The organism is Antrihabitans spumae (assembly GCF_043944905.1).
In the GTDB taxonomy this organism is placed as follows: Bacteria; Actinomycetota; Actinomycetes; order Mycobacteriales; family Mycobacteriaceae; genus Antrihabitans; species Antrihabitans spumae.
Genome location: NZ_JBIMSN010000116.1, coordinates 15,871 through 37,309, shown reverse-complemented (window position 1 = coordinate 37,309; position 21,439 = coordinate 15,871). Strand labels below are relative to the sequence as shown.

Below are 21,439 nucleotides of genomic sequence, written 5' to 3'. Positions count from 1 at the left end.
GGGACCGATGCCACATTCGTCCGTGCGGACTGTCGAAAAACGTGTCGGTGATTCGACGTATCAATAGAGGCAGAACCGGCGATGTAGTTCCCAGTAGCCGAACACTCGAGCAGCCGGCGCCGAGACGAGGAGGATCGAAATGAACGTGTTGATCGAAATGACCGCCCTGTCGATCGGTCGTCCGAGCACCGACGCCAGTGTCGAGACGATTGCCGCCTGGTACGAGGCCAAGTCCAAGCTGCACGAGCACATCGCAGCTCAGGGTGGTCCCGACAGCGCGCGCGAAAGCGCCATCGCGGCGGCCGCTCACGAGCATTCGCTGCAGTTGCTACTCAGGCCGGTTCTCCAAGTCGCTTAAATCTGTCGGTACCGGATGCGAACATATGTTCGTGTCGATTTCCCATCCAGCTGTTCCGCGCACCGAGGCGACGATCCTGCACGCGGATCTCGATTCGTTCTATGCCTCTGTCGAACAGCGCGACGATCCGACGTTGCGGGGTCGTCCGGTGCTGGTCGGCGGGGGAGTCGTTCTCGCTGCGAGTTACGAGGCCAAAGCTTTCGGGGTGCGGTCGCCGATGAACGGTCGAGAGGCGTTGCGATTGTGTCCGCAGGCAGTGGTCGTCGGGCCTCGGATGTCGGCGTACTCCGAAGCAAGCAAGGCGGTGTTCGACATCTTTCGCGACACGACGCCGCTGGTCGAGGGCATATCGGTGGACGAAGCCTTCCTGGACGTCGGTGGGTTGCGCAAGATCGCGGGCTCGCCGTCCGACATCGCGGAGAAGCTGCGGAAGAGGGTTCGCGACGAGGTCGGGCTGCCGATCACGGTAGGCATCGCCCGAACCAAGTTCTTGGCGAAGGTCGCGAGTGCGGTCGGCAAGCCGGACGGACTGTTGTTGGTGCCGCCGGAAACAGAGCTCGAGTTTCTGCACCCGCTACCGGTCGAGCGGCTGTGGGGTGTCGGCGCCGTCACGGCGAAGAACTTGCACGAGCACGGCATTCGAACGGTCGGGCAGATCGCGGAACGCAACGAATCCGCGTTGTCGTCGATCCTGGGGCAGGCGTCGTCGCGGCATCTCTACGCGCTGTCGTGGGCGCGGGATCCACGACACGTGCAGGTCGGCAAACGGCGACGATCGATCGGATCGCAGCGGGCAATCGGACGCAGACCAAGACCACCCGCCGAACTCGACGCGATCGTCGTCGGAATCGTCGAGCGGCTGGGCAAGCGGCTACGGGCCGCACACCGGGTTACTCGAACGATCGTGTTGCGGTTGCGGTTCGACGACTTCACCAGAGCGACGCGATCTCGCACGGTGTTCGAACCGACCGCGCGCAACGACCTGATCCTGCAGGTGGCTCGAGGACTGCTCGACGACGCACTGCCACTCATCGCCGAACGTGGCTGCACACTGATCGGCTTGTCGTTGAGCAACCTCGACGACGACAACGCAATTCAGCTGGCCCTGCCTTTCGATGCCGATTCGAACGGGTCGCTCGACTGCACCATCGATTCGCTGCGGGATCGGTTCGGGTCGGCCGCGGTAACCAAAGCGGTGCTGATCGGCCGCGACCAGGGCATGACCGTCCCGATGCTTCCGGACTGAGGCGAAACCGATGAACCGTGACAGTTACTCCAGTCCTAATTCATGTGCGCTTCGAGTACTGCCGACCTACCCTCGGCGAGTGGACAAGCGACCAACCGATATCCGAAACAGCACCAGCGAAGGAACAAGATGACCGACGCGATTGTGGCCGAAGGCCTGGTCAAGCGATACGGGAATGTAGTCGCTCTCGACGGCATGGAACTGACCGTCCCCGAAGGCACCGTCTTCGGGCTGCTCGGCCCGAACGGCGCGGGTAAAACCACCACGGTTCGAGTGCTGACCACCCTCCTCAAACCCGATTCCGGCCACGCTGAGGTAGCTGGGTTCGACGTCGTGAAGCAGGCACGCCAACTGCGCGCCCACATCGGAGCATCAGGCCAATACGCGGCCGTCGACGAGTATTTGACGGGTGCCGAGAACCTCGAGATGGTCGGGCGGCTTTATCACCTCGGCACCAAACGGGCGAAGGTCCGCGCCCGCGAACTTTTGGACCGCTTCGAATTGGCACACGCTGCCGATCGTCCGGTGAAGGACTACTCCGGTGGTATGCGACGCAGGCTCGACCTCGCGGGAGCGCTGGTCGCCGACCCTCCCGTGCTGTTCCTCGACGAACCGACAACGGGTCTCGACCCCCGCGCCCGCATCGGGCTGTGGGACGTCATCGAAGAACTGGTCGCCGGTGGCACAACCCTGCTGTTGACGACGCAGTACATGGAAGAAGCCGATCGCCTCGCAGACAAGATCGCAGTTGTCGATCACGGCAAGGTGATCGCGTTGGGCACGGCCGACCAATTGAAGGATCAAATCGGTGGCGAGCGAATCGAACTCACCGTCGTCGATCCGGCTGACCTCGGCACCGCGCGGGAAACGTTGACCGGCTTCGCCGTTGGTGAGATCAAGACCGACACCAACGCTCGGCAACTCACGGTGCCGGTATCCGACGGTGCGGTCGCGTTGGCCGACGCGTTGGCTCGACTGAATGCCAGCGGTATCAAGGTGCGCGATGTCGGCCTGCGCAGACCGACGCTCGACGACGTGTTCCTCTCCCTGACCGGCCACGAGGCCGAAGCAAAGACCGGCGGCGACGACGAAGACCAGATCGCGACAAGCAAGGAGTACAGCCGATGAACGCGATACAGATGGCGGCGGTCGACGGCCTCACGATCGCCAAACGCAACGTCATCAAGATCAAACGAGTGCCTGACCTGCTTGTGTTCACGGTGCTCTCGCCGATCATGTTCGTCCTGTTGTTCGCCTACGTCTTCGGCAGCGTCATCCCGATGGAGGGCATCTCCTATCGAGAGTTCCTGATCGCCGGAATCTTCACGCAGACAGTGATTTTCGGCAGCACCTTCACCGGTCTCGGCCTCGCCGAGGATCTGCAGAAGGGCATCATCGACCGCTTCCGCTCACTGCCGATGTCACCCGCGGCCGTGCTGGTCGGACGCACGACGAGCGACATCATCATCAACGTGATCAGCCTGATCGTGATGTCGCTGACCGGCTTGCTCGTGGGATGGCGAGTAAGAACGTCGTTGCTCGAAGCACTCGCGGCGTTCGGACTGCTTGTGCTGTTCGCCTACGCCGTGTCCTGGGTGATGGCGGTGGTCGGGTTGTGGATCCGCACCCCCGAGGTGTTCAACAACGCGACCTTCATGATCATCTTTCCGCTCACGTTCGTCGCGAACACCTTTGTGGACAGCTCGCGTTTCCCGACTGTGCTGAAGGCGATAGCCGACTGGAATCCGGTGTCGGCGCTGACACAGGCGGCGCGAGAACTGTTCGGCAACACCAACTCTGCGATGCAAGTGTCGGACGCGTGGCCGATGCAGAATCCGATCGCGGCGACTCTGCTGTGGATTGTGCTGCTGCTCGTCATCTTCGTGCCGTTGGCCATCTACAGGTATCAGAAGGCGGTCAGTCGGTAGCAGGTTCCGTCGTCCAGCTCGCCTACGTCAGCCGGTCGAAGGCCGTTTCGAGCGGTCGCCAATCAGGCAGCTGGACCAGGAAGGTTTCCTCCAGACACTCGATCAGTCCGGCAGCGGTCGTGAACTCGGTTCGCTCTGTCGGACCGTCGAGATGGTGGATAGCCAACCTGCGACCGTTGAGTGCAAAACGGCAGTCGGCGGCCGGGCGGGCGAGCATCAAACCTTGCACGAAACCCGATTCGGGCGAGGTCGAGAGGTACCAGTTCGTCGCAATGTAGTCGACGCGATACTGCCGCTGCAGGTCGAACCGGTACGTCGTCTTCCAGGTGCCGCGGACCTTTGCCTGCATCGCGTAGTCGCCGTCGATGTCGATCAAGCGGAACGGTTCGTGTGGTGTCGCCTGTTCGACGTCGCGCTCCAGACGCAGCACACCGGTCAGCGTCATTCCGCCGAAACCGACGTCGACAATCCACGGTCGATCGTCGACGTCGACACGCAACAACATGTGCGACCGCTTCGGCACAGCGTCGAGTTCGCCTGACCACAACACGCGCGCGGCAAGGGGTGTGACGTCGAATCCCAGCTTTTCGAGCACCTCCAGCAGTAGCCCGTTCTGCTCGAAGCAATACCCGCCGCGTCGGCTGCCGACAAGTTTGCGTTGCAGCGAGGCGACGTCCAGGCGGGCGGGTATCCCGAGAAACGGATCGAGGTTTTCGAACGCGATCGTCGTTGCGTGCGCGTAGGCGATGGCGCCGTGTGTCGCAACGGTCGGCGTTCGAGATCCCGAGTAGCCGATCCGTGCGAAATAGGCATCGAGATCGAGATCAGCTCCGAAAGTTGGGTTAGCCATCGCGTCCATGTAGGCAAGTGTCGTCGCCGCACCGACTGTCGGTATGTCCGGTTAGTGTTTGCGTCGAAAGTGCGTCGAGCAGCAATTGGTAGCCGGCAGTAATGTGAGCGAACGGAGCCCCGATGTCGGAGCAGATCGAGACCGACCAGGCCGCGTCGGGTACGCACCGCATCCCGCGGCGATGGCCGGTGTTCGCGATCATCGCCGTGGCTATCGCATCATTTCTCGCCGGTGGATTTGGCGGCTCGTATCAGGGCAAGCTCGCCGAGGTACAGAAGAACGACAACGCGTCGTTCCTGCCCGGGTCGGCCGAGTCCACTAGAGCCGGTGACGAGGCCGCGACGTTCCTGAACGTCGAGAGCATTCCGGGTTTCGTTGTCTTTCAACGTACTTCGGGACTGACAGACGAGGACCGAGCGGCGATCGGTGCCGCGCAACGCGCCGTTGCCGAGGTGCCCGGTGTCGACAAGCCCGCCTTGGCGGCGCCGCAGTACTCCGACGACAATCCGCAGACCACGGCAAATCTCTTTGTTCCGCTGGTCGCCAAAGAAGACGGTGTCGTCATCAACGGTGCAGAGCTGTCCATAGCCGAGAAGGCCGTGGTGGCCGCGGCCGAAGAGGCAGTAGCAGATCGCGAAGGTCTGACTGTTCACCCGGCTGGTCCAGCCGGCCTACTCGTTGCGTTCATCGACTCGTTCGAGGGGCTCGACGGTGCGTTGCTCGGTGCCGCCCTGCTCGTCGTGATTCTGATCCTGTTGTTCGTCTACAGATCGCCCGTGCTGTGGATCTTTCCGATCCTCGGTGCCGTCCTTGCGCTGGGCCTCGCGTCCCTCGTCATCTACTACCTCGCCAAACACGAGGTCCTCACGCTCAACGGGCAGAGTCAGGGCATTCTGTCGGTCCTTGTGCTCGGAGCAGGGACCGATTACGCGCTGCTGCTGATCTCTCGATATCGCGAAGAACTGCACGAATACGAGAATCGGTTCGACGCGATGATCGTCGCCTGGAAGGAGTCCGCAGGGGCAATCTTTGCCTCGGCCGCGACGGTCACCGCAGGACTTCTGTGTCTGCTGTTCTCCGAGCTGAACTCGAACAAGGGGCTCGGACCCGTCGCGGCGATCGGCATCGTCTGCACGGTCGTCGTCATGATGACCTTCCTGCCGGTCTCGTTGGCTGCTGCCGGTCGCTGGGTGTTCTGGCCGCGCAAGCCGAAGACCGACCATCAGGTCGACATCTCGACACACGGCATGTGGGGCCGCGTCTCGGAAGCCGTGGTCACCCGCCGTCGACCGGCGTGGATCGGTGCCACGGCCGTCCTCATCATCGGAATCTTCGGCATCGGGATGCTCGACACCAGCGGTCTGACGGTCGAGGAAAGTTTCACCAATGAACCCGCTGCCGTTGTCGGCCAACAGATTTACGACTCCAAGTTCGACAAGGGGGTTGGCGCACCGGCTGTGATCGTTGCCAACGCTGCGGCTGCCGACGAAGTGATTCGGACGGCAGGCACCGTCGAAGGCATCTCCACCAAGCCGGGCGCTATCTGCTACCAGGTCGACGTCGTCAAACTCGCAGAACTGGCGAAGCAACTGCCTGCAGGCGGTCCACCTGCCGCCTCGGGAGAGCCGCAGTGCCCACCCTCGAACCTGCAGGTGCAGCCGATCAACGGACGCACGGTCATCAATGCAACGCTGACCGACTCCTACGATTCACCGGAAGCGCTGCAGACAATCGAAAGACTGCGATCGGCACTACACGGACTTCCAGACGCGGATGCGCTGGTCGGCGGGTCGTCGGCTGCATCTCTCGACGTTCAGGACGCAGCGATCCACGACCGAAATCTGATTATCCCGATCGTGCTCGTCGTGATCTTCATCGTCCTCGCAGTGTTGTTGCGAGCACTGGTCGCGCCGATTCTGTTGATTCTCTCGGTCGTCATCTCGTTCGCCGCGGCGCTCGGCGTCAGCGGTTTCGCGTTCAGCCACATCTTCGACTTCGCGGGCGCCGACCAATCGTTCCCACTGTTCGCGTTTGTGTTCCTCGTCGCGCTCGGAATCGACTACAACATCTTCCTGATGACGAGGGTGCGCGAAGAAACTGCGGTCCACGGCACACGCGAAGGGATCAGGCGAGGTCTGTCGGTCACCGGCGGTGTGATCACCTCTGCGGGCATCGTCCTTGCCGCAACTTTCGCGGTGCTGGGAGTCATGCCGCTGGTGTTCCTCGCCGAACTCGGCTTCGCCGTTGCATTCGGCGTGCTGCTGGACACGATCATCGTCCGCAGCATCCTTGTGCCCGCCCTTGCGCACGACATCGGCAAATTCATCTGGTGGCCGTCGAAGCTGGCGTCGGCGAAGGACTAGCAGGCGGGCGTCCGGAGAGAACGGCGCAGCCTGACGCTACGAAGGGTGCGAAACCTCGGCCTGAGTCGATTGCGCCGGCGCGGAGCCGTTCGACGAGGGTCCGAGTGTCGGCGGCGCCTCGGCAACGGGAGGCGGGGAATTGCGTCGCCGACTCCAAGCAAAGAAGCCGGCACCTGCAGCGAGGGCGGCACCGACGAGTCCGCCCGCAACCAGTCGTGACCGCACCTTCGACGACTTCGGCGCGGGGACTTCCTCGGCGAAGGTGCTCAGTTCGGCCGTGGATTCGCGCGCCTTTGCCAGGCCCTTCTTCGCGAGGGAGTAGCCCGTCTGGCCGACGGTTTGGGCAAGGAGAAAGCCCAGCCCACCGGTTCCGCGGGCAAGAGTTGTCGCACCGGACCCGAGCAGCCGCAGCGAGCTCGAGTACGAACGTCCCTGCGCGGGTTCGGCGAGAAGTTCGGAGTCGGCGTCAGCTTGCGCCGAATCAGCGGACACGGCACTCGACTTGGAGAAAATCATCACTCCACCTTGGCACAACAGTTCGGCCGCATGCAGGAACTTCCGCATCGGGCCACGGCGTGGCGGGGTGCGCATGGCACGATGTGGGGTGTGACCACACCGAATCAGACGTCCACGGCAACGCTGCACACGAATCGAGGCGACATCACGATCGCACTCTTCGGCAACCACGCTCCCGAGACGGTCAAGAACTTCGTCGGCCTGGCCGACGGTTCGAAGGCTTACACAACCCAGAACGCCTCCGGCGGAAACAGCGGACCGTTCTACGACGGAGCCGTCTTCCACCGCGTCATCTCCGGATTCATGATCCAGGGCGGCGACCCGACGGGCACCGGCGCGGGCGGCCCCGGCTACGAGTTCAAGGACGAGTTCCACCCGGAACTACGTTTCGACAAGCCGTACCTGCTTGCCATGGCCAACGCCGGACCGGGCACCAACGGCTCGCAATTCTTCGTCACCGTCGGTCCGACGCCGCACCTCAACCGCAAGCACACGATCTTCGGTGAGGTAGTCGACGCCGAATCAAAGAAGGTCATCGACGACATCGCGACGACGAAGGTCGATCGTCGTGACCGTCCCGTCGAGCCCGTCGTGATCAACAGCATCACCATCGCCTGAGCGGACACTTTCGATGAACACCCCCGGAGGCTGGGGCCCACCGCCACCGGGCGGTCCCGGCCCCGGGGTGCCACCACAGCTGCCGTCACAGGTCTGTGTGCGGCACCCTAATCGCCCGACTGCCCTCGCTTGCACGCGTTGCGATCGTCCGGCGTGCCCGGAATGTCTTCGTCCGGCCGCTGTCGGTCAGCATTGTGTCGACTGCGTCCGCGCCGGACAGCGGGATGTCCGTCCGGTCCGGACAATCGCCGGGGCAACCACCCGCGGCACCTTCGTTCCTTACGCGACCTATGTGCTGATTGCCGCCAGCGTCATCGTCTTCGCGATCACGGCAGCGCAGTCGAGCGATGTGATGAACAACCAGAGCCCGTCACGCCTGTTCGCCGACTGGGCGTTGTGGCCCCGCGGGATTGCCCAGGGCGAGTTCTACCGGATCATCGGCAGCGGCTTCCTGCACTTCGGACCCATTCACCTTGCCGTGAACATGCTCGCGCTGTACATCATCGGTCGCGATGTCGAACACATCCTTGGTCGGAGTCGGTACGTCGCGGTGTATGTGACCGCACTGCTCGGCGGTGCGGCGGGTGCACTTGCGCTGCAGGACTCGCTGTCTGTGACTGCAGGCGCATCCGGCGCGATCTACGGTCTGTTCGGCGCCCAAGCGATCATTTTGATTCGACTGCGGCAGAGTCCAGGCCCGATCTTCGTGTTGATCGCGATCAACGTGATCATCAGCGTCTCGATCCCCGGCATTTCGCTGTGGGGTCACATGGGCGGGCTCGCCGCCGGCACCGCCGCGACCGCCGGATTGCTCTTCGTTCCCGGTTGGCTCGGCAACACCGGTGGACCCTCGAGTTCGTCGGCACGACTCATCGGCTGGGGTTCGATCGCAGCGGTTGCTGTGTTCGCCCTCGTCGTCATCGCTCTCCGCACGCTCCAACTGAGGTCGGAGTTCGGCTACAGCTAGGTCGGGCGGGCCATGCCGTTCGCAACCAACGCGTCGAGGACGTCTTCTGGATGCGTTCCGAGGTCCCATTTGCTGAAGATCAGCAACCGGTCGGAATCGCCATGTGCGACGTCGACCTCCAGCATCGGTATTCGACGTCCGAGGCGCGGATAACGCACGATGCGTGCCTGCCTGACGTCGTCGTGGGCATAGATCGTGTTTCGGTACACGCCGCGTACCGCCAACCTCCGACCAGGCAACAGTGCCAGCCGTGGTCGTTGCCGTGCGCGGATCACAGTCATCACCAGCAGACCGATCGCGGCGAGTCCAACGAGGGCTCGGCCAGGCGGATCCGTGGGTATCGCCACAGCGCACATAGCCAGCGCAACGCCGGAAACTCCGAGCACGGCGATCGCAGAAGTGGGCGTCGACCACTCGACAACAGAGTTATCCACAGGAGTTATCCACAATGGGGATAAATAACATGCGTGTAATTGCTGTCCGTTTCTGCGGCGCGACGGCAGCTAGCGCCAACGCATCGTCATGACTAGACCGACGACCATCAAGCCGAACCCGATGAGGAAGTTCCAGGCGTTGAGGCTGTTCATCCACGAGATCTTCTCGGCGGCGAGGTAATAAACGATCAACCACAGCAGCCCTGCGAGCATGAACCCGAGCATGATGGCGACGTACCAAACCGGCGACGGACCTGCTTTGACTTTCACAGGAGTCCGACTCGCGGGGTTGATCGTGTAATCGGTCTTCTTCCGGACCTTCGACTTCGGCATGACTTCCTCTTTGGATCTTCAGTACAGGCGCGGTGACACCAGGCGGTGTGAACTACACGCTAACCTAGCGGTCGTGACCGGCGGAAATGCGATCTGGAAGCCGCTGGTCCTGGTTGTGTGCCTGGCGGCGGGAGTCCTGCTCGCCACGACGCGGCTTGCCTCGGACGGAACCGAGTTGAGGAGCACCGACTCCGGCCGGATATCGGACCTGGTCAGAGCCGCGCAGACGGGCGCAGACGCCGCGGAAAACGAGCGCGATGCGCTGGCAGCGCAGGTGGCCGAGCTGCAGAGCAAAGCGGCCGGATCCGATGGGGCTGTCGCCGACGCCCTCGCCGAGGCCGAGGGACTCGCAGCCGCGGCCGCGCTGACGCCGGTCAGTGGTACAGGGGTGACGGTGACGTTGACGGACGCACCGCGTGGAGCAGACGGGAACTACCCCCTCGGCGCACGCCCCGACGATCTCGTCGTCCATCAGCAGGACATCGAGAGCGTTCTCAATGCATTGTGGTCCGCGGGCGCGTCCGCGGTCGGGATGCAGGATCAGCGGATCGTGTCGTCGTCGGCGCCGCGCTGCATCGGAAGCACGTTGCTGCTGCACGGTCGGACCTACAGTCCGCCGTACCTCCTGACGGCGATCGGTGATCCCGCTCGACTCGAGGCGACCCTCGACGCCGAGCCGGGGGTTCGGCTGTTTCGCGAGTACGCGCAGCGGTATGGACTCGGATACAGCGTCAGGATCGACGAGCAGCTGACCGTTCCCGGCTTCGACGGTGCCACCAGCACGCGTTATGCCCGGCCGATCGGTTGATGCCCGCCCACCCGTTATTCGCTTGAACCGCCCCCGACCTGGGCACGTAGTCTCTCGGTATGCGCATCTTGGTCGTCGACAACTACGACAGCTTCGTGTTCAACCTGGTGCAGTACCTAGGCCAGCTCGGCACCGAGGCTGTCGTATGGCGAAACGACGATCCGAACCTCGCCGACCTCGACGCGGTCGCGGCAGCGTTCGACGGAATTCTGCTGAGCCCCGGTCCGGGCACACCGCAGCGCGCGGGTGCGACGATGGGATTGGTGACCGCCAGCGCGAAGACCGCGACGCCGTTGCTCGGCGTGTGCCTCGGGCACCAGGCGATCGGTGCGGCGTTCGGTGGAACCGTCGACCGCGCGCCCGAGTTGCTGCACGGTAAGACAAGCGTCGTCCATCACTCCGGTGTCGGCGTCCTGGCCGGTCTGCCGGATCCGTTCACCGCGACTCGCTATCACTCGCTGACCGTCCTCGAAGAGACGATTCCCGAGGTGCTCGAAGTGACAGCACGAACCGACAGCGGCGTGGTCATGGCGATGCGGCATCGGGAGCTACCGATCCACGGTGTTCAGTTCCATCCCGAGTCGGTCCTGACACAGGGTGGGCACCGGATGTTGGCGAACTGGCTAGAGGTGTGCGGCGACCGACCGGCGGAGTCGCTCGTCGGCCAACTCGAAAACGAAGTAGCCGCCGCTCTGGTCTAGCGCTTCGCGCCTCGTGAGTCCTTTTAGTGGTCCCGCCCTCCGAAAGGACTCACGAGCGGCGTAGCCGCCTACCGCGGAATCCCTACTGTCCCAACGCCTATGGTCACGGTGCCGTTCTTGGCGATCGGCGCACCCGGCGCAGGTGATTGCGTCACGACACGCCCCAGCCGCGGCTGATCGAGCACCGGCTCAGCGGTCTGGATGAGCTGTTCCGCAGCACCGATCCAGCCAGCCGTGCGCAGCGTGCTGATCGCCTCGGGCACCGTCTGATTGGTGAGGTTCGGCATCGGAATCTCGTCACCCTGCGACACCTGGACCCGGACCGTCGAACCCTTCTCCGCAGTGCCACCGCCCGTCGGGTTCGTCGAGATGACCTCACCCTTCGGCTCGGAGGACGCGACCTCCTCGACCTCGACGACGAACCCCGCGCCTTCGAGGTTGGGTCGCGCTGCGTCGATGTTCGTGCCTACCACGGTCGGTATGCGGACCGACTCCGGACCGTCACCGATGGTGATCTTGACCAGCGAATCGATCTTGATGCTGGACCCCTCGGACGGCTTCTGCTCGATGACCTTGCCCTTTTCGGCCACGCTGGAGGGTCCACGTTCGACCGTTGGGTCGAGTCGGAGCCGCGCAGCGTTGAGGGCCTGCGTTGCCTGGTCCTGCGAGAGACCCGACAACCGCGGTACAGCGATCAACTCGGGTCCACGCGAGACTTTCAACGTGACGGTCGAGCCCTTGTCCTTCGGGGATCCGGCAAGAGGACTCGTTGCAATCACCTTGCCTGCAGCGACGCCGTCGTCGTTGAACTCGTCGACTCGGTCGACTTCGAAAGAGAGATCCTCGAGCTGCTTCTGCGCTTCCTGCGCCACCAAGTTCGTGACGTCGGGTACTTCGATTTGATCGTTGCCGGTCCCGAAGACGTCGAATCCCTTGAAACCGACCCACGTGAACATCGCGACGACGATCATCGCTGCCGCAACCAGAGCGCCGATCTTGAGCAGCGGGCGCTTCTTCGGCTCCTCGTCGTCGTCGAGCTCGACTGCGGCAGTGGTCTTCACCGGAGGCTCGGTGCGATACCGGCGCGCAGTGGAATCGACGGCACCGAGGATCGTCGTGCGGTCTTCTTCCGTCATCACGGTTGGAGCGCTAGGCCGCTGACCACCGAGCACACGAATCAGGTCGCTACGCATCTCGGCCGCGGACTGATAGCGATTCGCGGGGTTCTTGCTCATCGCCTTCAGAATCACCGAATCGAGCTCGCGCGGAACACCCTTGTGCACCGACGACGGCAGCGGAGGCTCCTCGCGCACATGCTGATACGCGACGGCGACCGGCGAATCACCCTTGAAAGGTGGTTCGGCAGTGAGGATTTCGAACAGCACGCAACCGACGGAGTAAACGTCGGACCGGGCGTCGACCTGTTCGCCGCGAGCTTGTTCCGGCGAAAGATACTGCGCTGTTCCGATGACAGCGGCGGTCTGCGTCATCGGGCTCGAGCTGTCCGCGATCGCCCGAGCGATACCGAAGTCCATCACCTTCACCGCGCCGGCGCGGTTGAGCATGATGTTCGCCGGCTTCATGTCGCGGTGCACGATGCCGTTGCGGTGGCTGAAATCCAACGCGGCGCAGACGTCGGCGATGATCTCCATCGCGCGTCGCGGAGCCATGGGTCCTTCGTTGCGGACGATGTCGCGCAGCGTGTCGCCTTCGACGTACTCCATCACGATGAACGGCAACGGTCCGGCGTCGGTCTCCGCTTCGCCGGTGTCGTAGACCGCGACGATCGCGGGGTGGTTCAGGGCCGCCGCATTCTGTGCCTCGCGCCGGAAGCGGAGGTAGAAGGTCGGGTCGCGGGCCAGATCGGCGCGCAGCACCTTGATCGCGACGTCCCGACTCAGACGCAGGTCACGAGCCATATGTACTTCGGACATGCCACCGAAACCGAGGATCTCGCCAAGCTCGTAGCGCGACGAGAGCTTGCGCGGTGTCGTGGTCATGGCTGTCCTAGCGTTGGCCGCGGCAATGTGAACGGAGATGGAAGCGTCAAGGGTTTCGGGCCGGTCGTCGTCGGGGGTGGTGGTTCTGCGGCGGTCGTAGTCACGGGCGGGGGAGGTGTTGTGGTCGTGGTCGGTTCGGGAGTCGTCGTCGTTGTGGTCGGCTCAGGCGTCGTGGTTGTCGTCGTTGTGGTGGTGGTTGTCGTCGACTCCGTCGTTGTCGGGCGTTCCGACGTCACCGGCGGAACGACAACCTGCGTCGTCGTCGTCACGTTCGAGGTACTCACAACCGGTGAGGTGCCGTCGTCCGACGTCTTCGCGATCAACCAACCCGCCAGGACGAGTGCAACGAGAAGAGCCGCGGCACCCACGCCGGCGAGCAACTTCTGCGGCATAGACATCCCGCTGCGTGGACTCGGCGGGCGAGAACTCTCCGAATTCCTCCCGGCAGCAGTGTATCCCGTTGGCGGCGCGGCATATTCACGCTGCGCCGACGGCAACACGCTTGTGCTCGGCACCGGTGGCGGTGGCGGTGGCAGCACTCGCGCGGCACCGGTCGGCGCGGGGAAAGGAGCCGTGCCGAGCGAATTGGTCGGTCCGTGGACAGCCGCCGGTGGACCCCCCGTCACCGTTCCAGGTGGCGGCGGACGACGCCCGGCGCGCACAGCTGCGACGGCGTCGGCGAACTCGCCACCGCGCGAGTAGCGGCCTGCCGGATCCTTGGTCATCGTGATTTCGATGAGCTCGCGGACGTTCGGCGGCAGATCGGTCGGCAGTGGTTCGGGTGCTTCGCGGACGTGCTTCATTGCGACGGTGATGGCACCTTCGCCGATGAACGGTCGTTTGCCCGCGAGAGCTTCGTAGCCGACGACCCCGAGTGCGTAGACGTCACTCGCCGACGTCGCGTCCTGGCCGAGTGCCTGTTCCGGGGCAATGTACTGAGCGGTGCCCATGACCATTCCGGTCTTGGTGACCGGCGAGGCGTCGACGGCCTTCGCGATACCGAAGTCGGTGATCTTGATCTGGCCGGTCGGCGTCACCAGGATGTTGCCCGGTTTGACGTCGCGGTGCACGACACCCGCTTCGTGTGCGACCTCGAGCGCTCGCCCGGTCTGCTCGAGCATGTCCAACGCGTGTGGCATCGACAACCGGCCGACGCGTCCGAGCACGGCGTTGAGCGGCTCGCCCGCGACCAGTTCCATCACCAGATACGACGTCGCCGCACCCGACGGGTCGTGCGTCTCGCCGTAGTCGTACACGCCGGCGATACCGTGATGGTTGAGCATCGCGGTCGTGCGTGCCTCGGTGCGGAACCGTTCACGGAACGTCGGATCAGCCGAGAACTCGGCCTTGAGGACCTTCACCGCGACGCGACGATCCAGGCGTGTGTCGATCGCTTCCCACACCTGACCCATGCCGCCGGTTGCGATCAACCGTTGCAGGCGATAGCGATTGGCGATGAGGGCACCGTTGTTCAACATCAGCGCCCCTGCAATCCAGCGGCAAGCACCGCGCGGGCAATGGGAGCCGCCACGGTTGCGCCTGTAGCCGACAGCCCCTTGTCGCCACCGTCCTCGACGATCACCGCGATCGCGATCTTCGGATTGGTCGCGGGGGCGAAGGCGATGTACCAGCAGTTCGGCGGCGTGTTGCGCGGGTCGTTGCCGTGCTCGGCCGTTCCGGTCTTCGACGCGATCTGCACGCCGGGGATGCCTTGCCCACCCGCGTTCTTCTCGGCGTCGATCATCATGTCCGTCAGGGTCGCCGCAACCTCCGGCGAAATGGCCTGACCTGCGGACACGGCGTTGAAGCCGGCGAGGTTGGTGAGGTCGGGTCCGACCAGCTGCGCGACGAGCTGCGGCTGCATCCGGGTGCCGCCGTTGGCAACGGTCGCTGCGATGACGGCATTCTGCAGCGGTGTCAACGCAACGTCACGCTGCCCGATGCTCGTTTGAGCCAGTGCGGCGTCGTCGGGGATGGGACCGACGGTGCTGTCGGCAACCGAGATGGGAATTGCGGGCGCATCGGAACCGATGCCGAACTCTTCGGACTGGTCCTTGACTGCCGCATCCGTCGTCTCGATGCCGAGTTCCGCGAACGCCGTATTGCACGATTTCGCGAACGCTTCCTGCAGCGTCACTGTCGGGGTCGAAGCACACGCTTCGCCGCCGTAGTTCTCCAGCGTTGTCTCGGTGCCCGGGAGCGTGATGTTGGGCGCTGCCGTCACCTGCTTGTCCGGCGTCACGCCACGACCGAGCGCGGCAGCGGTGACGACAACCTTGAACGTCGAACCCGGATGGTAGGTCTGGCTGACCGCTCTGTTCAGCATCGGCTGGTTGGGGTCGGAACTGAGCCGCTCCCACTCGGCCCGCACTTCCTTGCCGTCGTGGCCGGAGAGTTGGTTGGGGTCGTAGCTCGGTGTCGACACCATCGTCAGAATCTTGCCGCTGCTCGGTTCGATCGCGACGACGGAACCGGTGAAGCCCTTCGACGTCAGCTCGTCGAAAGCAACCTGCTGCATCACGGGATTGAGCGTCGTGACGACGTTGCCGCCGCGCGGGTCGCGACCGGAGACCATGTCGAAGAATCGTCGGCCGAACAGTCTGTTGTCGGAGCCGTTGAGCACGGGATCTTCCGCACGTTCGAGACCCGTGCTGCCGTATTGCATCGAGTAGAAGCCGGTGACGGGGGAGTAGGCCTCCGGCGTCGACGGGTACCGACGCACGTACTTGTAGCGGTCGTCCGTCGCCTCGGAAACAGCAAGGACCTGTCCGTCTGCCGAGATCTGGCCACGCTGGCGCGAATACTCGTCGAGCAGCACCCGTGAGTTGCGGGGGTCGGCGCGCAGGCTGTCGGCCTTGATGACCTGAACGTAGGTCGCGTTGGCAAGCAGAGCGACCACCATCACCATTACGGCAACGGCGACTCTGCGCAGTGCGACGTTCATGTCCTCTTCAGCATTTCGGTCGGGGCGTCCGCGATGGGTGCCTGCTCCTTCTTCTTCGGTGGTGCCGGGGCGCGTGCTGCGTCGGAAATCTTGATCAGCAGCGCTAGTAGCAGATAGTTTGCCAGCACCGATGATCCGCCGTACGAGATGTACGGGGTCGTGAGGCCGGTCAGTGGAATGAGCTTGGTCACGCCGCCGACAACGACGAACAGCTGGATCGCGACCGTAAACGACAAACCTGCAGCTAGCAGTTTGCCGAAGCTGTCACGAACGGCCAGTGCTGTCCGGAGTCCGCGCATGATGAAGACCAGGTACAGCACCAGAACCGCCGTCAATCCGACGAGGCCGAGTTCTTCACCGATGGTGGCGATGATGAAGTCGGTCTTCGCTAGTGGCACCTCGGATGGCCGACCGCTGCCGAGACCGGTGCCCGCGATTCCGCCCGTCGCCAGACCGAACAGCGACTGGGAGATCTGCAAGCCGGTGTTGTAGTAGTCCTCGAACGGATCGAGCCAGGTGTCGGTGCGCACGCGGACGTGACTGAAGGCCTTGTAGGCGAAAACGAATCCAACGATCAGCAGTGCACCGCCGATGAGAACCCAGCCGACTCGCGCTGTGGCGATATACAACATCGTGAGCACGGTGCCGAACAGCAGCAGTGACGTGCCGAGGTCCTTCTCGAACACCAACACCGCAAGCGAGACGCCCCACGCGACCAGAATGGGTCCCAGATCGCGGGCGCGCGGGAAGTCCATGCCGAGAAAATGTTTGCCGGCGGAGGTGAACAACTCACGTTTCGCCACCAGCACCGCAGCGAAGAAGATGATCAGCAAGATCTTGGCGAATTCACCCGGCTGGAAACTGAAGCCGGGGAGCAGGATCCAGATCTTGGAACCGTTGATCTCCGAGAACTTCGACGGCAACACCGCGGGGATCGACAGCAGGACGAGGCCGCCCAGGCCGAGGGTGTAGCCGTAGCGGGCGAGGGTGCGGTAGTCACGCAGCACGATGAGCACCGCGAGGAACCCGATCAGGGCTAGGCCTACCCAGAGCACCTGCTGATTGGCGTCGGGCGACGGGATCGGATCGCCGTTGTACTGCGCTTCCTGCGCGTCGGCGAGGTCGAGGCGATGGATCAGAACCAGGCCGAGCCCGTTGAGCAGCGCGACGATAGGCAGAAGCAGCGGGTCGGCGTAGGGCGCGAACCGCCGCACACCGAGGTGCGCGATCGCGAACAAGCCCATGTATGCGAACGCGTACTTGGCGAGGTCCCAGGTGATCGACTGTTCCTGGCTCGCTTCGACGAGCACGAGTGACAGCGTTGTGATGACGACGCCGAAACCGAGCAGCAGCAACTCGACGTTGCGACGATTCGACACCAGTGGCGCAGGTGCGAAGCCACCGGGCGGACTCGGAAAAGACGGCGCCGGAGATGATCTTGCCGAGGGCTCAGGAGACGACATCGGTTAGCCGGGCCTGCAGTCCGTCTGCCCTGGCAGAGCCGACGGTGTGGTCGTAGTTGTCGGTGCGGCCGTCGTGGTCGGCGGGGCTGCGGGATCACCGGGCGGCGGAACCTCACCCGTCGGCGGCGGCAGCAGTTCGGTCGGCGGTGGCGTCGTCGTCGCAGGCTCGCGCTCGGGTTCGCGGGTCTCCGCACGGCACTTCGGCTTGAGCCCGGACTCGATCAACGACTGCAGTTGCGTCCGCGCTTCGTCCAAGGAGCCCGACTGCAGGCCCATCCGCACCGAGCTCTGTGCGGAGTCGGTGAGATCCGACATCTCGAGGACGTCGCAGGACGCGTGCGACTCGTCGGGATCGACGTCGGACACGTTGTCGTTCCTGTCGAGGCAGCCGACACGAGCAACCTTCTCGAACGAGTAACCAGGTACCGACAGCGGAATGCCGTTGAGAATGACGACCTCGCCGTCCTTCTCACCGACGTAATAGTTGCCGCGAATGATGTTGCCTGCGATCACGACTGCGATGACCAGCGCGATCAAAACGCCGAGTGCGACCAACGTCCAGCGCAGCTTGTGACTCTTCTTCGGCGGCGGCTCCGGCGCAAGTGGCAACCGCTTCGGCGTCGCGCGCGGCGGTCGAAGTGCTGCTGCGCGGCCCGCAGCGGTATTCGGGTTCGGCGTGTGCTCTTCTTCTTCACTCGACGCGGCGCCACCGACGATCGGATGACTCTGGCCGTAGTCGAGATCGATGACGTCGGCGACGACGACCGTCACGTTGTCGGGTCCACCGCTGCGCAGCGCCAATTCGATCAAGCGGTCCGCGCACTCGTCCTGCGAGCCGACGCGCATCGTGTCCTGGATGGTCTCGTCGCTGACGACGTCGGAGAGTCCGTCCGAGCACAGCAGATAACGATCGCCGGCCCGCGCCTCGCGCACGGTCAGCGTCGGGTCGATCTCGTTGCCGGTCAGCGCGCGCATGATCAGCGACCGCTGCGGATGTGTGTGAGCTTGTTCGGCGGTGATCCGGCCTTCGTCGACCAGTGACTGCACGAAGGTGTCGTCGCGCGTGATCTGAGAGAGTTCGTCGTCGCGTAGCAGGTACGCACGCGAGTCGCCGATGTGCACGAGCCCGAGCTTCGTCCCCGCGAAGAGGATCGCCGTGAGCGTGGTGCCCATTCCGTCGAGTTCGGGTTCGGCGTCGACCTGATCGGCGATGGATGCATTGCCCTCACGGGTCGCCGAGTCGAGCTTGCCGAGCAGGTCGTTGCCAGGCTCGTCGTCGTCGAGATGGGCTAGAGCCGCGATCATCAACTGCGAGGCGACCTCGCCGGCCGCATGTCCGCCCATACCGTCGGCAAGGGCAAGCAGACGAGCTCCGGCGTAGACGGAGTCTTCGTTGTTCGAGCGCACGAGGCCGCGGTCACTGCGGGCGGCGTACCGCAGAACAAGGGTCACGATCGCAGCTCGATCACAGTCTTGCCGACCCGAACCGGCGTTCCGAGCGGAACGCGGACGGCGGTGGTGACTTTTGCGCGGTCCAAATAAGTGCCGTTCGTCGAGCCGAGGTCTTCGACATACCAATCAGTGCCGCGCGGCGAGATTCGGGCATGGCGAGTCGATGCGTAGTCATCGGTGAGAACCAGCGTCGAATCGTCCGCACGCCCGATCAGAACCGGCTGTGTGCCAAGCGAAATGCGCGTTCCCGCAAGCGAACCCTGCGTCACGACAAGATGTTTAGCACCTTTGTGCCGATTGAACGAGGGCAGCACGTTCGAACTGCGTGAGGCGCGCGGTTGAATCCGGATTCCCGAAGCCGCGTAGATGTCGCTTCGCAGCGTCCGCAGTATTGCCCACACGAACAGCCACAGGACGAGAAGGAAACCCGCTCGAGTCAGTTGCAGGATCAGGCCTTGCACGGCGGTCCACCTCCTCGTTCGGCTCGGACGATTGCTCGGACGATTGCTGTGCCATCCCCCGGCACACGTTCGCGGTGTGCTGATTCGTTGGCAGCATCATATGGTGCGGCGCAAGCTACGCCATCACGATAGGGACGCGGACTCACGATACGGAATCGGCGGGCGATTTCGGACATATTCGAATACGGATCGCCGCAGCGGGCGGAGTCGAAGTTCAGACGATCCGAATGAGGATTTCGGAGTGGCCCGCTCGGATCTGATCGCCGTCGGCAAGCTGCCATTCCTGCCCGACCTGAGAGCCGTTGACCATCGTGCCGTTGGTCGAACCGAGGTCGAACAGCATCGCGATCTGGCCGTCCCAGCGGATCTCGAAATGGCGACGCGAGACGCCGGTGTCGGGCAGCCGGAACTGTGCGTCCTGGCCACGACCGACGACGTTGTTGCCGTCGCGAAGCTGGTAGGTCCGGCCGCTGCCGTCGTCGAGCGCGAGGGTCGCGGTGTAGGAGGCACCCGCGTGACCGTACGCGGGCTCGGCGTAGCCAGGCTGCTGGCCATAGCTTTGATCCTGGTAGCCGCCCTGCTGGCCGTAGCCGGGATCCTGGTAGCCCTGGTCGGCGTAACCCTGCTGAGCTGGCTGGCCGTAGCCGGGATCGGCGTAACCCTGCTGGCTGTACGCCTGCTGGCCGTAGCCGGGGTCTGCGTAGCCCTGCTGGCCGTGGCCCTGATCCGCGTAGCCCTGCTGGCCGTAGGCCTGGTCGGCGTAACCGGGCTGACCGGGCTGACCCGGCTGACCGTAGCCCTGGTCCGCGTAGCCCTGCTGGCCATAAGCCTGATCGCTGTACTGCTGACCCTGGTCGGCATAGCCGCCCTGCTGGTCGTAACCGTTCTGGTAACCCGCACCGTAGGGCTGCTGTTGGTCGTAGCCGTTCTGGTGCGGCTGCTGGTATGCGCCGTTCTGATATCCCGGCTGGGCGTACCCACCCTGCTGCTGTGGGTAATCGGCTCGCCCGCGCTGCCGGTCCGCGTCGGAGGGGTCCGCGGGCTCACGGCTTCCGTCGTAGCCTGAGTTCTGCGTCATTGGGCCAGCTCCTGGTTGGGGTGTCGCGGGTGGTCGGTTGGTCGCGGGGGATTGTCCGGCATCGGGGTCGACCCGGCCGGACGTACGAAACTGCCCGGTGTGCAGCGACGGCGACGCCTCGAATGCGACGTGGATATCGCCGTAGGTCTGCCAGCCCTGTTCCCGGATGAAATCCTCGAGGTGGCGCGAGAAGGCTCGCACACTGAGGTCGTGATCGGCTGCCAACTTCTCGTGGTCCGACGTATTGATGGTGATGACGTAGCTGTTGGGAGCCAGTAGGTGGCCGCCCTCCAGTTCCTGCACATGGTCGGTCGCCTCGTGTTGCAGCGCGACCTCGACTTCTGCAGGTACGACACTGCCACCGAACACTCGGGCGAAAGCATCGCCAACGGCGCCCTGTAGCTTTCGCTCGAAACGCTGAACGATTTTCACGGCGGCCTCCCTTCGCGCGGGTTCATCGGAGTACCCCGCGAGCGTGTCGCGGGGTGCGAGCAGTTACGGCCATGATATCTATCATTGTCCACACCCGTAACACCTCGACGCGGAAGTCCCTCCAACAGGCGTTTCGGTAGCTGCCCTGCAGTCGTGATAATGTTCGGCGGTCGCTCGGGCGAGTGGCGGAATGGCAGACGCGCTGGCTTCAGGTGCCAGTGTCCTTCGGGACGTGGGGGTTCAAGTCCCCCTTCGCCCACAACGAGCAGTTCCACGAACTGCGGTGCATTAGGTCACGAACTCAAAAGAGGTCGTGACCTTTGTGTTTTGCGCTGGGCGCGATAGAACAAGCGTTGAAGTAGTCGGAAGCGGCACCCGTGTCTCGACTCATCCGACCACCACTACTGCTGGCTCGCTGACGGCGGTTTGGTTGTCGGTGCCGCCGGTTACGGTTGCATATCTACTTCTTCGAGGGGAAAGGCGCCGA

Annotated in this window: 20 protein-coding genes and 1 tRNA gene; 10 read left to right on the top strand and 11 right to left on the bottom strand. The window is 63.9% G+C overall.

From position 1 onward, the window contains the following. Positions 1-139 precede the first annotated feature (139 nt). From ACHIRB_RS23575 to ACHIRB_RS23560, 4 genes are all read left to right on the top strand, one after another. Positions 140-358: a hypothetical protein gene (locus ACHIRB_RS23575; RefSeq protein WP_395117462.1), complete on the top strand. Its 219-nt coding sequence runs from the start codon at positions 140-142 to the stop codon at positions 356-358. Between the two features lie 25 nt (positions 359-383). Beyond that, positions 384-1,604 (top strand): DNA polymerase IV, encoded by a 1,221-nt coding sequence (gene dinB / locus ACHIRB_RS23570; RefSeq protein ID WP_395125316.1) that lies wholly within the window; start codon positions 384-386, stop codon positions 1,602-1,604. A gap of 129 nt (positions 1,605-1,733) precedes the next feature. Continuing rightward, a complete protein-coding gene (locus ACHIRB_RS23565) occupies positions 1,734-2,732 on the top strand; it encodes an ATP-binding cassette domain-containing protein (RefSeq protein WP_395125317.1) in 999 nt (332 codons plus the stop codon). After that, the gene (locus ACHIRB_RS23560; protein ID WP_199708150.1) at positions 2,729-3,532 is read left to right on the top strand and encodes an ABC transporter permease; all 804 of its coding nucleotides are present in this window, start codon (positions 2,729-2,731) and stop codon (positions 3,530-3,532) included. Before ACHIRB_RS23565 ends, ACHIRB_RS23560 begins: the two co-directional genes overlap by 4 nt. A 22-nt stretch (positions 3,533-3,554) precedes the next feature. On the opposite strand, the gene ACHIRB_RS23555 is transcribed toward ACHIRB_RS23560, so the two are convergent. Further along, complete coding sequence (locus ACHIRB_RS23555) at positions 3,555-4,382, bottom strand: arylamine N-acetyltransferase family protein (protein WP_395117468.1); 828 nt, start codon at positions 4,380-4,382, stop codon at positions 3,555-3,557. Between the two features lie 122 nt (positions 4,383-4,504). On the opposite strand from ACHIRB_RS23555, the gene ACHIRB_RS23550 reads away from it, so the two are divergent. Further along, positions 4,505-6,745, top strand: a complete 2,241-nt coding sequence (locus ACHIRB_RS23550; RefSeq protein WP_395117470.1) for an MMPL family transporter — start codon at positions 4,505-4,507, stop codon at positions 6,743-6,745. A gap of 36 nt (positions 6,746-6,781) precedes the next feature. On the opposite strand, the gene ACHIRB_RS23545 is transcribed toward ACHIRB_RS23550, so the two are convergent. Beyond that, positions 6,782-7,261, bottom strand: coding sequence for a hypothetical protein (locus ACHIRB_RS23545; protein ID WP_395125319.1), 480 nt, complete (start codon positions 7,259-7,261; stop codon positions 6,782-6,784). Between the two features lie 90 nt (positions 7,262-7,351). Between ACHIRB_RS23545 and ACHIRB_RS23540 the strand changes: the two genes are divergently transcribed. Both ACHIRB_RS23540 and ACHIRB_RS23535 read left to right on the top strand, forming a co-directional pair. Next, entirely contained in the window at positions 7,352-7,879 is a 528-nt protein-coding gene (locus tag ACHIRB_RS23540; RefSeq protein WP_307829913.1) for a peptidylprolyl isomerase, read from the top strand. A 13-nt stretch (positions 7,880-7,892) separates the two neighbouring features. Beyond that, a complete protein-coding gene (locus ACHIRB_RS23535; RefSeq protein WP_395117474.1) occupies positions 7,893-8,846 on the top strand; it encodes a rhomboid family intramembrane serine protease in 954 nt (317 codons plus the stop codon). On the opposite strand, the gene ACHIRB_RS23530 is transcribed toward ACHIRB_RS23535, so the two are convergent. Together ACHIRB_RS23530 and crgA are read right to left on the bottom strand one after the other, a co-directional pair. Next, complete coding sequence (locus ACHIRB_RS23530; protein WP_395117476.1) at positions 8,843-9,280, bottom strand: PH domain-containing protein; 438 nt, start codon at positions 9,278-9,280, stop codon at positions 8,843-8,845. The two genes, ACHIRB_RS23535 and ACHIRB_RS23530, sit on opposite strands and share 4 nt — an antisense overlap. Before the next feature lie 69 nt (positions 9,281-9,349). Beyond that, a complete protein-coding gene (gene crgA, locus ACHIRB_RS23525) occupies positions 9,350-9,613 on the bottom strand; it encodes a cell division protein CrgA (RefSeq protein ID WP_199708139.1) in 264 nt (87 codons plus the stop codon). 73 nt (positions 9,614-9,686) lie between these two features. Here crgA and ACHIRB_RS23520 point away from each other — a divergent pair, with 73 nt between their 5' ends. After that, positions 9,687-10,421 (top strand): DUF881 domain-containing protein, encoded by a 735-nt coding sequence (locus tag ACHIRB_RS23520; RefSeq protein ID WP_395125320.1) that lies wholly within the window; start codon positions 9,687-9,689, stop codon positions 10,419-10,421. A 59-nt stretch (positions 10,422-10,480) separates the two neighbouring features. Further along, positions 10,481-11,122 carry an aminodeoxychorismate/anthranilate synthase component II gene (locus ACHIRB_RS23515; protein WP_395117480.1) on the top strand — a complete coding sequence of 214 codons (642 nt, stop codon included), beginning with the start codon at positions 10,481-10,483 and terminating at the stop codon, positions 11,120-11,122. A 68-nt stretch (positions 11,123-11,190) separates the two neighbouring features. Here ACHIRB_RS23515 and pknB read toward each other — a convergent pair whose 3' ends face one another. The 7 genes from pknB to ACHIRB_RS23480 all read right to left on the bottom strand — a co-directional run bounded on the left by pknB (position 11,191) and on the right by ACHIRB_RS23480 (position 20,952). Continuing rightward, a complete protein-coding gene (pknB, locus tag ACHIRB_RS23510; RefSeq protein ID WP_395125321.1) occupies positions 11,191-13,122 on the bottom strand; it encodes a Stk1 family PASTA domain-containing Ser/Thr kinase in 1,932 nt (643 codons plus the stop codon). Beyond that, positions 13,119-14,603 (bottom strand): serine/threonine-protein kinase, encoded by a 1,485-nt coding sequence (locus ACHIRB_RS23505; RefSeq protein WP_395125334.1) that lies wholly within the window; start codon positions 14,601-14,603, stop codon positions 13,119-13,121. Before ACHIRB_RS23505 ends, pknB begins: the two co-directional genes overlap by 4 nt. Next, entirely contained in the window at positions 14,600-16,066 is a 1,467-nt protein-coding gene (locus ACHIRB_RS23500; RefSeq protein WP_395125322.1) for a peptidoglycan D,D-transpeptidase FtsI family protein, read from the bottom strand. Before ACHIRB_RS23500 ends, ACHIRB_RS23505 begins: the two co-directional genes overlap by 4 nt. Continuing rightward, on the bottom strand, positions 16,063-17,529 hold the full coding sequence (locus tag ACHIRB_RS23495) for an FtsW/RodA/SpoVE family cell cycle protein (protein ID WP_199708123.1): 1,467 nt from the start codon (positions 17,527-17,529) through the stop codon (positions 16,063-16,065). The genes ACHIRB_RS23500 and ACHIRB_RS23495 overlap by 4 nt, the downstream gene beginning before the upstream one ends. Before the next feature lie 3 nt (positions 17,530-17,532). Beyond that, positions 17,533-18,981 (bottom strand): PP2C family protein-serine/threonine phosphatase, encoded by a 1,449-nt coding sequence (locus ACHIRB_RS23490; protein ID WP_395125323.1) that lies wholly within the window; start codon positions 18,979-18,981, stop codon positions 17,533-17,535. Further along, a complete protein-coding gene (locus tag ACHIRB_RS23485; RefSeq protein WP_199708120.1) occupies positions 18,978-19,442 on the bottom strand; it encodes an FHA domain-containing protein FhaB/FipA in 465 nt (154 codons plus the stop codon). The genes ACHIRB_RS23490 and ACHIRB_RS23485 overlap by 4 nt, the downstream gene beginning before the upstream one ends. Positions 19,443-19,656: 214 nt before the next feature. Beyond that, on the bottom strand, positions 19,657-20,952 hold the full coding sequence (locus ACHIRB_RS23480; protein ID WP_395125324.1) for an FhaA domain-containing protein: 1,296 nt from the start codon (positions 20,950-20,952) through the stop codon (positions 19,657-19,659). Positions 20,953-21,128: 176 nt separating this feature from the next. Here ACHIRB_RS23480 and ACHIRB_RS23475 point away from each other — a divergent pair. Continuing rightward, positions 21,129-21,211 (top strand) — tRNA-Leu (locus ACHIRB_RS23475). Positions 21,212-21,439: the final 228 nt, after the last annotated feature.

Bases quoted from the DNA above. Each gene is read 5' to 3' on its own strand.
- ACHIRB_RS23565 (WP_395125317.1), top strand. From the start codon at position 1,734: ATGACCGACGCGATTGTGGCCGAAGGCCTGGTCAAGCGATACGGGAAT.
- crgA (WP_199708139.1), bottom strand. From the start codon at position 9,613: ATGCCGAAGTCGAAGGTCCGGAAGAAGACCGATTACACGATCAACCCC.
- ACHIRB_RS23495 (WP_199708123.1), bottom strand. From the start codon at position 17,529: ATGTCGTCTCCTGAGCCCTCGGCAAGATCATCTCCGGCGCCGTCTTTT.
- pknB (WP_395125321.1), bottom strand. From the start codon at position 13,122: ATGACCACGACACCGCGCAAGCTCTCGTCGCGCTACGAGCTTGGCGAG.
- ACHIRB_RS23535 (WP_395117474.1), top strand. From the start codon at position 7,893: ATGAACACCCCCGGAGGCTGGGGCCCACCGCCACCGGGCGGTCCCGGC.
- dinB (WP_395125316.1), top strand. From the start codon at position 384: ATGTTCGTGTCGATTTCCCATCCAGCTGTTCCGCGCACCGAGGCGACG.
- ACHIRB_RS23575 (WP_395117462.1), top strand. From the start codon at position 140: ATGAACGTGTTGATCGAAATGACCGCCCTGTCGATCGGTCGTCCGAGC.
- ACHIRB_RS23545 (WP_395125319.1), bottom strand. From the start codon at position 7,261: ATGATTTTCTCCAAGTCGAGTGCCGTGTCCGCTGATTCGGCGCAAGCT.
- ACHIRB_RS23560 (WP_199708150.1), top strand. From the start codon at position 2,729: ATGAACGCGATACAGATGGCGGCGGTCGACGGCCTCACGATCGCCAAA.
- ACHIRB_RS23550 (WP_395117470.1), top strand. From the start codon at position 4,505: ATGTCGGAGCAGATCGAGACCGACCAGGCCGCGTCGGGTACGCACCGC.
- ACHIRB_RS23555 (WP_395117468.1), bottom strand. From the start codon at position 4,382: ATGGCTAACCCAACTTTCGGAGCTGATCTCGATCTCGATGCCTATTTC.
- ACHIRB_RS23515 (WP_395117480.1), top strand. From the start codon at position 10,481: ATGCGCATCTTGGTCGTCGACAACTACGACAGCTTCGTGTTCAACCTG.
- ACHIRB_RS23500 (WP_395125322.1), bottom strand. From the start codon at position 16,066: ATGAACGTCGCACTGCGCAGAGTCGCCGTTGCCGTAATGGTGATGGTG.